The organism is Pseudomonas sp. LFS044, from assembly GCF_047978245.1.
Classification (GTDB): Bacteria; Pseudomonadota; Gammaproteobacteria; order Pseudomonadales; family Pseudomonadaceae; genus Aquipseudomonas.
In genome coordinates this window covers 113,370-125,905 of record NZ_JBFPFX010000005.1, presented here as the reverse complement: position 1 = coordinate 125,905, position 12,536 = coordinate 113,370, and the positions used below count along the sequence as shown (strand labels likewise).

Below are 12,536 nucleotides of genomic sequence, written 5' to 3'. Positions count from 1 at the left end.
AAATGTGCCTTCGACCAAAGCCGGATTATCGCTGTTTCGGTAACAAAGATTCGCAGGAATCTGCGCTTATCGCCAGTGCGGCGGCCCCCTAGAATTGCTCCGCCCCTCCACCTCATCCTCGGGAAATCGCAGCTGTGCCGCGTCGCATCATCAGAACGCTTCAAGCGTTCAGTGCCTGTGCCCTTAGCCTCACCTTGAGCGGCTGTATCGGAACCTGGGGTATTGCCCCGCAAAGCAAGACGCTGCCAGCCAATACCTTGACCACCGACGCGGCCATTCGCGAAGCCGCCAGCGACGCCCGCTGGCCAGACCAACAGTGGTGGCACGCTTATGGCGACCCGCAACTGGACCGTTGGCTTGCCCTGGCCGTGGCCGGCAGCCCGAGCCTGGCCATGGCGGCGGCGAGGGTGCGCGAGGCCAAGGCCATGGCCGGTGTGGTCGAGTCGGCGGAAAAACTCCAGGCCAACGGCCAGGCAACGCTCAAGCGCCACAACTGGCCAGAAGATCAGTTCTACGGCCCTGGCGCGCTGTCGGGTGCCAACACCTGGGACAACAACGCCGCCATTGGCTTCAGCTATGCCCTCGACCTCTGGGGCCGCGAGCGTAACGCCAGCGAACAGGCCGTGGACCAGGCGCACATGAGCGTCGCCGAAGCGCGCCAGGCGCAGCTCGAGCTGCAGAACAACGTGGTGCGCGCCTACATTCAGTTGAGCCTGCACTTCGCCCAGCGTGACATCGTCAAGGCAGAGCTTGAGCAGCAGGAACAGATCCTGGCATTGGCCAAGCGCCGCCTCGACGGCGGCATCGGCACCCATTTCGAGGTCAGCCAGGCCGAAGCGCCACTGCCTGAAACCCACCGCCAGCTCGACAGCCTCGATGAAGAAATCGCCCTGACCCGCAACCAACTGGCGGCGCTGGCGGGCAAGGGGCCAGGGGAGGGCGCACAGATCCAGCGCCCTGGCCTGGCACTTGCAGCGCCGCTGAAACTGCCGTCGGCCATGCCCGCCGAACTGGTCGGCCAGCGCCCCGACGTGGTCGCCAGCCGCTGGCAGGTGGCTGCCCAGGCGCGGGGCATCGATGTCGCTCACGCCGGCTTCTTCCCCAACGTCGACCTGGTCGGCAGCCTCGGCTTCATGGCCACCGGCGGCGGGCCGCTGGAATTCCTCACCGGGCGCAAGTTCAACTACAACGTCGGCCCGGCCATCAGCCTGCCGATCTTCGACGGTGGCCGCCTGCGCTCGCAACTGGGCGTGGCCTCAGCGGGCTATGACGTGGCCGTGGCGCGGTACAACCAGACCGTGATCGGCGCGTTGAAAAACATCTCCGACCAGTTGATCCGCCGCGAGTCGATGAAGCAGCAGGCGCATTTCGCCGCCGAATCGGTGGCCGCCGCGCAAAAAACCTACGACATCGCCACGATCGCCTTCCAGCGCGGGCTCACCGATTACCTCAACGTGCTCAACGCACAGACCTTGCTGTTCCGCCAGCAGCAGGTGCAACAGCAAGTGCAGGCCGCGCGCCTGATTGCCCACGCCGAGCTGGTGACCGCACTGGGTGGCGGCCTGCAGGCCGGCAAGGATGTGCCTGAGGACGGGCGCCAGGCCGCGCCGAAAACCCCGGCCACCCTGGCCATCTTCGACCGCAAGGCGGAACACGCCGAATGAGCACATCGAGCCTGCCGCTGCGCTGGCTGCACAGCCTGGAATGGCGCCGGGGCTTCTTTGCCTGGGCGCGCACAGATGGTGTGACCTGGGTCTACATCTTCAAGGTGCTGGCCGCCGCGTTCATCACCCTGTGGCTGGCCATGCGCCTGGAGCTGCCGCAACCGCGCACGGCGATGATCACCGTGTTCATCGTCATGCAGCCGCAAAGCGGCCACGTGTTCGCCAAGAGCTTCTACCGAGTGCTCGGCACCCTGGCCGGCTCGGCGATGATGGTTGCGCTGATTGCGCTCTTTCCGCAGAACACCGAGCTGTTCCTGCCCAGCCTGGCGCTGTGGGTGGGCCTGTGCTCGGCGGGCGCCATGCGCTACCGCACGTTCCGCGCCTACGGCTTCGTGCTGGCCGGTTACACCGCGGCGATGATCGGCCTGCCGGTGCTGCAACACCCTGATCAGGCGTTCATGGCGGCGGTATGGCGGGTGCTGGAGATTGCTTTGGGCATTCTGGTCTCGACCTTCGTCAGTGCTGCCATCCTGCCGCAATCGGCCAGTGCGGCCATGCGCAACGCGTTGTACCAGCGCTTTGGCATATTCGCCGGGGTGGTGGTTGAAGCCTTGCGCGGCGACAGCCAGCGCGACCGCTTCGAAACCAGCAACGTGCGTTTCGTTGCCGAGGCCGTTGGCCTTGAAAGCCTGCGCAACGTGACGGCGTTCGAAGACCCGCACATGCGCCGGCGCTCGGGCCGGCTGGTGCGCATGAACAGCGAGTTCATGGCCATCACCACGCGCTTCAACGCCTTGCACCGCTTGCTGGAACGCCTGCGCGCCCGTGGCCCGCTGCAGATCGTCGGGGCCATCGAGCCGGGGCTCGATACCTTGGTCGAGCTGCTGCAGCCGTATGTCGGGCGGGCACTCACCGATGCCGACGCGTTGCGCCTCACGCTGGAGCTGGCTGCCTACAAAGAGGGCCTGCAATCGCAGGTGCGCGGCCTGCGCAACGCGTACCTGCAAACCGCGCCCAGCGAGGCCGACCTGCTCGACTTCCATACCGCCTTCGAGCTGCTTTATCGCTTCGTCGACGAGATGTACAGCTACGCCGAAACCCATGCCTCGCTGGCCGCACACAAGCATGAGCGCGAGCAGTGGGACGAGCCTTACGTGGCCCAGACCAGCTGGCTGGTGTCGCTGGCCGCCGGTGTGCGCGCCTCGGCGGTATTGTTGCTGCTGGGCAGCTACTGGCTACTCAGCGACTGGCCCAGTGGCGCGATGATGACCTTGATCGCCACCGTCACCGTAGGCCTGTCGGCGGCCTCGCCGAACCCCAAGCGCATGTCGTTCCAGATGGCGTGCGGCACGGCCATCGGTGCCTTCATCGGGTTTTTCGAAACCTTCTTCGTGTTCCCCTGGATCGACGGCTTCCCGCTGCTGTGCATGGTGCTGGCGCCGGTGTTCGTGCTCGGCGCGTTCCTGTCGTCGCGGCCGGCTTACGCGGGTTACGGTATTGGCCTGCTGGTGTTCTTCGCCATCGGTTCGGTGCCCAACAACCTGACGGTCTACGACCCCTACACCTTTATCAACGACTACATCGGCATGGTCATCGGCATGTTCGTCTGCGCCGCAGCCGGGGCGATCATCCTGCCGCCCAACAGCCGCTGGCTGTGGAGCCGCCTGGAGCAGGCGCTGCGCGAGCAGGTGCTGTTCGCCATCAGCGGGCGCCTGCGTGGCCTGGGCTCGGCCTTCGAAAGCCGCACCCGCGACCTGCTGCACCAGGCCTATGGCCTGGCCGCCGGCAAGCCGCAGGTGCAGAGCGAGCTGATGGGCTGGATGTTCACCGTGCTGGAAATCGGCCATGCGATCATCGAGCTGCGCAAGGAGCAGGCCCGTGCCCCGGTGCACCCGGCCTATGCCGAGTCGCAGCCCTGGCGCCAGGCCATCCGCGTCATGGGCCGTGCCCTGGCGCGGCTGTTCCTGCAGCCCAGCGCCAGCAACCATGAGCGCGCGCTGGTGGCGGTGGACCACGCCATCAGCCGCGTGCAGGCCACCGACGAACCCTTCGCCCGGCACTTCGACACCTCGGTGCTGCGCCGCGCGCAAAGCTACCTGCACTTCATCCGTTCCTCCCTGCTCGACCCACAGTCGCCACTGGCACCGGCGAAAGGACTGCACCATGCCCCGTGAGATCGCCTTCCATGGCGTGTACATGCCCACCATGACCCTGATGTTCCTGTTCGCCCTGGGCCTGGCCTGGGGGTTGGATCGGTTCATCGCCAGCCATGATGGCTATCGCTTCTTCTGGCACCCGGCGCTGCTGCGCCTTTCCCTGTTCGTCTGCCTGTTCGGCGCCCTGGCGCTGTCGCTCTACTGGTGAGAATCCTTCGATGAAAAAGTTCTTCAGCCTGATCGCCACCTTGCTGGTGCTGACCGCTGCCGTGGTGATCGGCCGCCAGTTGTGGCTGCATTACATGACCACACCGTGGACCCGTGACGGCCGGGTGCGGGCCGACATCATCAACGTTGCCGCCGACGTACCCGGTTATGTGGTGGACGTACCGGTCAAGGACAACCAGCGGGTGAAGAAGGGCGACCTGCTGATCCAGATCGACCCCGAGCATTACCAATTGGCGGTCAACCAGGCCAAGGCGCTGGTCGCCTCGCGCAAGGCCACCTGGGAAATGCGCAAGGTCAACGCCCGGCGCCGCGCCGACATGGACAACCTGGTGATCTCCAAGGAGAACCGCGACGACGCCAGCAACATCGCCAACGCTGCGCTGGCCGATTACCAACAGGCCCAGGCCGAACTGGCGGCGGCCGAGCTGAATCTCAAGCGCACCCATATCGTCGCCACCGTCGATGGCTACGTGACCAACCTGAACATCCACAAGGGCGATTATGCCCGCACCGGTGAAGCGGTGATGGCTGTGGTCGACGAGCATTCATTCTGGGTGTACGGCTTCTTCGAAGAGACCAAGTTGCCCCACGTGAAGGTGGGTGACCAGGCCGAGCTGCAGATGATGAGCGGCGAGCGCATCAAGGGGCACGTGGAGAGCATTGCCCGCGGCATCTACGACCGCGACAACCCGCAAAGCCGCGAGTTGATTGCCGATGTGAACCCGACGTTCAACTGGGTGCGGTTGGCGCAGCGGGTGCCGGTGCGAATTCACATCGATGAAGTGCCGGACGGGTTTTTGCTGGCGGCGGGGACGACCTGTACGGTGGTGGTGATGCCTGGCGAGGGGTGAGTTGAGGTTGCGTTGGGGTTGCGTTGGGGCTGGCGGAGCATGTCGTGAGGGGTGTGGCGCCCTTGAGATCGAGCGCCGCCCGCGCGAAGCGCTTGCCTTGGGATCTTCAGCGCCTTTGAGATCGAGCGCCGCCCGCGCGGCGCTCGATCTCAAGGGCGCCACAACCCTCAAGCCATGCACCCACCAGCCCCAACCCGTTCAAAAACCCTCTAAGCCACCCCCACCAACACCGGCACCTGCACCCGGTCAATCACCTTCGCGCTGATCGACGGGTCCAGCAACCGCCCCAACCGCGACAGGTGCCGGTGGCCCATGATGATCAGCTCGCATTGCAACGCCTGCGCCTTGGCGACAATGGCATCGACCGGCTGCCCGGCAACCATGCAGCCCTGGCTGGCGAACCCGGCCTGCTGTAGCAAAGCGACAGCCTCGGCCACCGCGCTGTCGCCCAACCGTTGTTCCTCACAGGCAGCGGGGTATTCCTCCAGTTCCTCTTCGGTGTACGGCGCAGGCTTGTCGTGCACGGCGAAAGTCGAGTCGATGGCCAGCAGCACATGCAGTTCGTGCTCGCCGGGGCGGCAGTAGCGGCGGGCGAGGGCGAGCAGGGCAGCGCAGGCGTGGGAGGCGTCGATGGCGATGAGGACGGGGCTGGGCATGCGGAATCCTTGCTGAAGCTGACGGGTGGGTTGTCTGCACTGGCCCTTCGCGGGCAAGCCCGCTCCTACAGGTAATGCACCGATCTCAGGGCAGGTGGCGTACCTGTGGGAGCCGGCTTGCCGGCGATAGGGCCGGTATAGCCACTGCATCACTTATGGCCTATTGAACTAGCGAGATAAATGCCCCACCACGCACGACGGCATTGCGTCTGGCGCAATCATCCGACCTGTTAATATCGCCATTCCCACAACCGCCACGGAAATCGGCCATGCAACTCCCGGACATGAACCTGCTTGTCGCCCTCGATGCCTTGCTCGACGAGGGTAGCGTGGTGGGCGCGGCACAACGCATGAACCTGAGCCCGGCGGCCATGAGCCGGACCTTGGGGCGTATCCGCGATGCCTTGGGCGACCCGATCCTGGTGCGCGCCGGCCGTGGCCTGGTGCCGACACCGCGGGCGTTGGCCTTGCGCGAGCAGGTGCATGGGCTGGTAGAACAGGCCGGGCAAGTATTCCGCAGCCGTGACGAAGTCGACCTGGTCAACCTGGACCGTGCCTTCAACATCCGCACCAATGATCTGTTCATTGCCCTCTACGGCGCTCAGTTGCTGCGCATGATGCTCGCCCAGGCGCCGCGCACGGTGTTGCGCTTCGTGCCGGAGGGCAGTGGTGACGATGATGCTGTGCTGCGCAACGGTCACATCGACCTGATCATCAGCTCGGCCATCGAACTGGGCCCGGAAATCAAGGTGCAGAGCCTGTTCAACACCTACTTCGTGGGCCTGGCGCGTGCGGGGCACCCGATCTTCGACGCCCCGATCACCCCTGAGCGGTTCGCCGCCTACCCGCAGATCAGCGTGTCACGACGCGGCCGTGCCAATGGGCCGATCGATGTGGCGTTGGCCAACCACAAGGTGGAACGGCGCGTGGCCCTGATCACCACCAGCTTCCACTCGGCGATGTTCTCGCTGCCGGATTCGGACCTGATCCTGCCGATACCCGCCAATATCCTCAACAGTGTGCAGCGGTTGAAGTTGCCCTTGCGCTCGTTCGAGATCCCGGTGCCATTGGAAAAGGTCAATGTGATGCAGGCCTGGCACCCGCGCTTCGACAACGACCCCGCGCACCGCTGGTTGCGCCAGACATTGAAAGCCTGTGGCCGGATTGACCCGTGATTCCGCCTCGATTGCGTCTGGCGCAATATAAAACTACCAACAAGTCAGTTTTCGTCAGCATTCGACCTTCTTAAAATTGCCCCAGCCCTGAATTGTTGCTGGAGATGTATTGCCATGAGTTCCCTGACCGCGCCTCCTGCTGCGCTGGCCGCCGCCCCCGCGCCGGCCGCGCCTGCGCAGACGGCGTTTGGCCTGCAGGTGGTGGTCGGGCTATTCGGTGTGTTGCTGGCCGTACTCTGTGCAGGCCTCAATGAGTCGGTCACCAAGATTTCCCTCGCCGATATCCGCGGTGCCATGGGCATCGGTGCCGACGAAGGCGCCTGGTTGCTGGCGGTGTACAGCGCCGCCTCGGTCTCGGCCATGGCCTTTGCGCCCTGGCTGGCCACCACCTTCTCGCTGCGGCGCTTCACCATGAGCGCCATCGCCCTGTTCGCCGTACTCGGCCTGTTGCAACCGTTCGCCCCTGACCTGCACAGCCTGATGCTGCTGCGGGTGCTGCAGGGCTTTGCCTCGGGGGCCTTGCCGCCGATGCTGATGAGCGTGGCCCTGCGCTTTTTGCCGCCGGGGATCAAGGTGTATGGCCTGGCCTGCTACGCCCTGACTGCCACTTTCGGCCCCAACCTCGGCACGCCACTGGCGGGGCTGTGGACCGAATACGTCGGCTGGCAATGGGCGTTCTGGCAGATCATCCTGCCCTCGGCGCTGGCCTTGTTCTGTGTCGGCTGGGGCCTGCCGCAGGACCCGCTGCGCCTGGAGCGCTTCAAGCAGTTCGACTGGCGAGGTGTAGTGCTCGGCCTGCCAGCGATCAGTTGTATCGTGCTGGGCCTGTCGTTGGGTGACCGCTGGGGCTGGTTCGACTCGCCACTGATCTGCTGGCTGCTCGGCGGGGGCCTGCTGCTGCTGGTGCTGTTCATGTACAACGAATGGTCCGAGCCGCTGCCGTTCTTCCAGCTGCGCATGCTGTCGCGGCGCAACCTGAGCTTTGCCCTGGTGACCTTGGCCGGCGTACTGATCGTGTTGTCCGGGGTGAGCAGCATTCCTTCGGCGTACCTTGCGCAAATCCAAGGCTATCGCCCGGCGCAAACCAGCCCGCTGATGATGCTGGTGGCCATGCCGCAACTCATTGCCCTGCCGCTCACGGCGGCGCTGTGCAACATCCGCGCGGTGGACTGCCGCTGGGTGCTGGCCACGGGCCTGGCGATGCTGGCGGTGTCGTGCGTCGGCAGCAGCCTGCTGACTTCTGAATGGATCCGCGGCGACTTTTACCCGTTCTACCTGTTGCAGGTGTTCGGCCAGCCGATGGCGGTGCTGCCGCTGCTGATGCTGTCCACCAACGGCATGACGCCGCAGGAAGGGCCGTTCGCCTCCAGCTGGTTCAACACCGTCAAAGGCCTGGCCGCTGTGATCGCTGGTGGGCTGCTGGACGCCGTTGGCACGCTGCGCCGGCACTTCCATTCCAACCACCTGGTGGACAGCCTGGGCAATGCCCCGCTGATCGACGACAACACGGCGGGCCTGGCCAAGCGCATGCATGACCAGGCGCTGGTGCTGACCTCGGCCGACCTGTACCTGGTCATGGCGTGCATCGCCGTGGCGCTGATCTGCCTGATTCCTTTCGTGCCTACCCGGGTCTATCCGCCGCGCGCGGTGGCCTGAACCCTGGATGAATTCGAGACACTGAACATGACCAACAACCGCAAAACCCTTTTGATCGGCTCGGTGCTCGCCGTGGCTGTGCTGGCCGGCATCGTCGGCCCCTGGCTGTTCGGCAGTGATCACCGCCAGCGTACCAACGACGCCTATGTGATCGCCGACTACACCGTGGTCGCGCCCAAGGTCGCCGGCTTCATCAAGGAAGTGCTGGTCGAAGACAACCAGCAGGTGCAGGCCGGCCAGTTGCTGGCGACCATCGATGCCCGTGACTACCAGGCCGCCCTTGATGCTGCCCAGGCCCAGCTGCTGGTGGCCAAGGCGCAGAGCGCCGATGCCCGGGCCACCCTTGAACGCCAGGCGGCGCTGATTGCCCAGGCCGAGGCGGCGGTGAAGGCGGCCCAGGCTGAAGCGTCGTTCGCCGACCATGAGGTCAACCGCTACAGCCGCCTCGCCGAGCAGGGTGCAGGCACCGTGCAGAACGCCCAGCAAGCGCGCAGCCGGGTAGACCAGGCCCGTGCACGCCTGGCCAACACCCAGGCGGCGCTGGTGGCCACGCGTAAACAAGTGGACATCCTCAGCGCCCAGGTGGCCAGTGCTGATGGCCAGTTGAAACGCGCTGAAGCGGGTGTTGAAAAAGCCCAGCTCGACCTTTCCTACACCCGCATCACCGCACCGGTGGACGGCATGGTCGGCGAGCGCGCACTGCGCGTGGGTGCTTTCGTCAACCCGGGGGCGCGCCTGTTGTCGGTGGTGCCGTTGCAGCACGCCTATGTGGTCGGTAACTTCCAGGAAACCCAGCTGACCCATGTGCAGCCCGGCCAGCCGGTCAGCATCAGCGTCGATACTTTCTCTGGCGAAACGCTGAAAGGGCATGTCGAAAGCATCGCCCCGGCCACCGGCGTGACCTTCGCCGCCGTCAAACCCGACAACGCCACCGGCAATTTCACCAAGGTGGTGCAGCGCATTCCGGTCAAGATCGTCTTCGATGACGGCCAGCCGCTGCTCGCACGCTTGCGTGTGGGCATGTCGGTCGAAGCGACCATCGACACCCACGGCGACAAGCTCGCCGGCAAAGAGGTGAGTGCACGATGAAACCCGCATTACGCTTGAGCCCCTTGCTGCTGGCCTTGTTGATGGCTGGCTGCACCCTGGGGCCGGATTTCCAGCGCCCCGACAGCCAGGCGCCACAGCAATGGGCGCCGTTGCAAGGCCAGGCGGCGGCAAGCCAGCCGCAGGCCGAACCGCTGGAGCTGCGCTGGTGGGAGACGTTTCACGATGCCCGCCTGAGTGCGCTGATCCAACAGGTTGCCGAGCGCAACCTCGATTTGCAGATCGCCAGCGCACGCTTGCTGCAAAGCCGCGCACTGCGCAGCACGGTGGCGGCCGACGAATCACCTTCGGTGGATGTGAACGCCGGCTACAGCCGCGCGCGCAACAGCGCCGAAGGCCTGAGCGACCCCTCGGGCCATGCCGGCAAGTCGGCGTTCAACCTCTGGCAGGGCGACCTGGTCGCAGGTTGGGAGCTGGACCTCTGGGGCCGTGTGCGGCGCCAGGTAGAAGCAGCGGATGCCTCGGTGGAAGTCGCCGAGAACGATCGGCGCGGCGTGCTGCTGGCACTGTTGTCGGAAACGGCTGGCAACTACATCCAGTTGCGCGCCGTGCAGCACACGCTGGATGTCACCCGCGACAACCTCAAGGTGGCCCAGCACAGCCTGAAGCTGTCCCAGGACCGCCAGGCTGAAGGTGTCGCTACCCGCCTTGACGTGGCCCAGGCCAGCGCCCAGGTCGCCTCGATCGAAGCCCGCCTGCCGAGCCTGGAAGCGCGGCGCGATGACCTGATCAACGCCCTCAGCCTGTTGGCCGCCGAACCGCCCCGCAGCCTGCAGGCGCAATTGCTGGAGGGCGGTGAATTGCCTGCGCCGCAGCAGCAGTTCGCGATCGGCCTGCCGTCCGAACTGGCCGAACGCCGCCCGGATATCCGCCAGGCCGAGGCGCGCCTGCATGCTGCCACGGCCAGCATCGGCGTGGCCAAGGCAGACTTCTACCCGAGCATTCGCCTGTCCGGCAGTGTCGGTTTCCAGGCCATGCAACTGTCCGACTTCGGGGGTTGGGACTCGCGTCGCTTCGCCTTCGGCCCGCAGTTGTCGTTGCCGATTTTCGAGGGTGGCCGGCTCAAGGGCACACTGCAGCTGCGTGAAGCACAGCAGCAGGAAGCCGCGCTCAACTACCGCAAGGTGGTGCTCGGCGCCTGGCATGAGATCGACGATGTGCTGCGCCTGTACAACGCCAGCCAGCTGCGCCGCGATCATCTGGCCGAGGCAGTGCGGCAGAACCGCATTGCCCTGGAGACTGCGCAGCGCCAGTATGTGGAAGGCGCGGTGGACTTTCTCAATGTGCTGACGGTGCAGGGTGCGTTACTGGCCAGCGAAGAACAGTGGATCGACAGCTCGGCGGCGGTTTCCCAGGCGTTGGTGGGGCTGTACAAGGCCTTGGGGGGCGGCTGGCAGGCGTTTGACGAGCAGCCTGCGAAGAAAGCCTAAAGGCAGGGGCCGCTTTGCGGCCCATCGCCGGCAAGCCAGCTCCCACAGGTGCAGTGCAGACCTTAGGCACAGCGCTATACCTGTGGGAGCTGGCTTGCCGGCGATAGTGCCGGTACAGGCAGCCGAATGTTCAGAGCGGGCGCAGCAGGCCGAAGCGCTTGCGCAGTGCCCAATCCAGCAACCGCCGAGGCAGTAGCCGCGCCATCAGCGGCAACGCCGTACTGCCATTCCCCAACCGCACCACCCCCGGTACCGGCGACTTGCCGACTGCCGCCAGCACGCCTTGGGCAAACACCGCAGCCGGCGTTGGCCGGTCCTGCGATGCTCGGGCGCGTGCCTGGACGTACTCGCGCAGCGGCCACCACGGTGAATCCGCCGCCAGCACCAGTTCAGCCTGGCGCTGGGCATTGCTGGCGAATTGCGAGGCAATGGCCCCGGGTTGCACTTCCATCACCTGAATGCCGAAGGGCGCCAGTTCCAGGCGCAGGGCATCGCTCAGTGCGTTGACGGCGGCCTTGGAGGCGCAGTAGGCACCGGCGAACGGCGTTACCAGCACCCCGGAAACGCTGCCGATGTTCACCACTAGCCCACGCGCGCGACGCAGCAGCGGGAACAGCGCGCGGGTGACGCCAATCACCGCGAAAACGTTGGTTTCGAACTGTTGGCGCATGGCATCCACGCCGCCGTCGAGCAGCGGGCCCATGGCGCCGTAGCCAGCATTGTTGACCAGTATGTCGAGGCGCCCGTGGTGGGCTTGCAGCTCCTCGGCCAGGCGGGTGAGGGCCTCGCCGTCATTGACGTCCAGTTGCCGGGCGGTGAAGCCGGCGGCGGCCAGGTGCTCGACATCTTCAGCTTTGCGGGCAGTGGCCCAGACTTCGTGGCCGGCGTCGCGGAAAGCGTCGGCCAGGGCGCGGCCGATGCCGCTGGAACAACCGGTGATGAGGACGGTGGGCATGGTTACGCCTGTTATCAGGGGAGGCTGGTGTTGACTGTACTGGCCTCATCGCGGGCAAGCCCGCTCCTACAGGACAGCGGGTGCTTGTAGGAGCGGGCTTGCCCGCGAGAGGCCGGTACAGGCAGTTGATTAGTTGGCAAATGTACCTTGCAGGTGCTCGGCACGAAACTCCAGTGTCTGCGGCCGGTAGCCCGAGCGCAGCGGCGGCAGTGGCAAGCAGTCCTTCCACTCGGCCCCCGGCTGAAGATCGCCCGGCCCACGATAGCGCGGTGCACTGTAGGTATTCTCGGCGAGGTTGACGCTATCGCCCGGCGCATAAGCACCCACCCGCCAGCGCAGCTCGGTCAGCGGGACCTTGTTGCCGTTCTTCATGTGCACTTGCAGGGCGCGGTCGGCAGGGCATTGTTCGGGGGCGTAGCTCAGGCGCAAGTCCAGGCGTGCCAGTTGCGTGGCTTCGCGGTTGTCTTGCCAGGCCACGAACAGTGCTACCAACCCCAGGCCGCAGACAGCGGCCAGTGAAATCGGCAGGGCCTTGGCCGGGTACCGCAGGAGCAGGACCAGCCAGGTGAGGATGAGGAAGGCGCCGATGATCATGTTGTCCGAATCCCTTTCGAGTCTCCAGGCATCTTGGAGCGGCAAGCTTCAAGGCACAAGAAAA

11 protein-coding genes are annotated in these 12,536 nt (G+C 65.5%); 8 read left to right on the top strand and 3 right to left on the bottom strand.

Going from position 1 to position 12,536, the window contains the following annotated elements; all coding sequences use genetic code 11:
- Positions 1-134 precede the first annotated feature (134 nt).
- The 4 genes from ACNQPL_RS05875 to ACNQPL_RS05860 are packed head-to-tail and all read left to right on the top strand — an operon-like array spanning position 135 to position 4,899.
- Positions 135-1,664, top strand: a complete 1,530-nt coding sequence (locus ACNQPL_RS05875) for an efflux transporter outer membrane subunit (RefSeq protein ID WP_416466191.1) — start codon at positions 135-137, stop codon at positions 1,662-1,664.
- Positions 1,661-3,838: an FUSC family protein gene (locus ACNQPL_RS05870; RefSeq protein WP_416466190.1), complete on the top strand. Its 2,178-nt coding sequence runs from the start codon at positions 1,661-1,663 to the stop codon at positions 3,836-3,838. The genes ACNQPL_RS05875 and ACNQPL_RS05870 overlap by 4 nt, the downstream gene beginning before the upstream one ends.
- Positions 3,828-4,028 carry a DUF1656 domain-containing protein gene (locus tag ACNQPL_RS05865; RefSeq protein ID WP_008097766.1) on the top strand — a complete coding sequence of 67 codons (201 nt, stop codon included), beginning with the start codon at positions 3,828-3,830 and terminating at the stop codon, positions 4,026-4,028. Before ACNQPL_RS05870 ends, ACNQPL_RS05865 begins: the two co-directional genes overlap by 11 nt.
- Before the next feature lie 10 nt (positions 4,029-4,038).
- The gene (locus tag ACNQPL_RS05860; RefSeq protein WP_416466189.1) at positions 4,039-4,899 is read left to right on the top strand and encodes an efflux RND transporter periplasmic adaptor subunit; all 861 of its coding nucleotides are present in this window, start codon (positions 4,039-4,041) and stop codon (positions 4,897-4,899) included.
- Between the two features lie 209 nt (positions 4,900-5,108).
- On the opposite strand, the gene ACNQPL_RS05855 is transcribed toward ACNQPL_RS05860, so the two are convergent.
- A complete protein-coding gene (locus ACNQPL_RS05855) occupies positions 5,109-5,555 on the bottom strand; it encodes a universal stress protein (protein ID WP_346615602.1) in 447 nt (148 codons plus the stop codon).
- Positions 5,556-5,824: 269 nt separating this feature from the next.
- Between ACNQPL_RS05855 and ACNQPL_RS05850 the strand changes: the two genes are divergently transcribed.
- The 4 genes from ACNQPL_RS05850 (at position 5,825) to ACNQPL_RS05835 (ending at position 10,923) form a co-directional block, all read left to right on the top strand.
- Positions 5,825-6,730: a LysR family transcriptional regulator gene (locus tag ACNQPL_RS05850; protein WP_387525863.1), complete on the top strand. Its 906-nt coding sequence runs from the start codon at positions 5,825-5,827 to the stop codon at positions 6,728-6,730.
- 114 nt (positions 6,731-6,844) lie between these two features.
- Positions 6,845-8,386 (top strand): MFS transporter, encoded by a 1,542-nt coding sequence (locus tag ACNQPL_RS05845; RefSeq protein WP_416466188.1) that lies wholly within the window; start codon positions 6,845-6,847, stop codon positions 8,384-8,386.
- Between the two features lie 27 nt (positions 8,387-8,413).
- Entirely contained in the window at positions 8,414-9,475 is a 1,062-nt protein-coding gene (locus ACNQPL_RS05840) for an HlyD family secretion protein (RefSeq protein WP_346615599.1), read from the top strand.
- Positions 9,472-10,923 (top strand): efflux transporter outer membrane subunit, encoded by a 1,452-nt coding sequence (locus ACNQPL_RS05835; RefSeq protein WP_416466187.1) that lies wholly within the window; start codon positions 9,472-9,474, stop codon positions 10,921-10,923. Before ACNQPL_RS05840 ends, ACNQPL_RS05835 begins: the two co-directional genes overlap by 4 nt.
- Before the next feature lie 130 nt (positions 10,924-11,053).
- Here ACNQPL_RS05835 and ACNQPL_RS05830 read toward each other — a convergent pair whose 3' ends face one another.
- Together ACNQPL_RS05830 and ACNQPL_RS05825 are read right to left on the bottom strand one after the other, a co-directional pair.
- A complete protein-coding gene (locus ACNQPL_RS05830) occupies positions 11,054-11,878 on the bottom strand; it encodes an SDR family oxidoreductase (RefSeq protein WP_416466186.1) in 825 nt (274 codons plus the stop codon).
- 129 nt (positions 11,879-12,007) lie between these two features.
- Positions 12,008-12,472, bottom strand: a complete 465-nt coding sequence (locus ACNQPL_RS05825) for a multidrug transporter (protein ID WP_346615596.1) — start codon at positions 12,470-12,472, stop codon at positions 12,008-12,010.
- Positions 12,473-12,536: the final 64 nt, after the last annotated feature.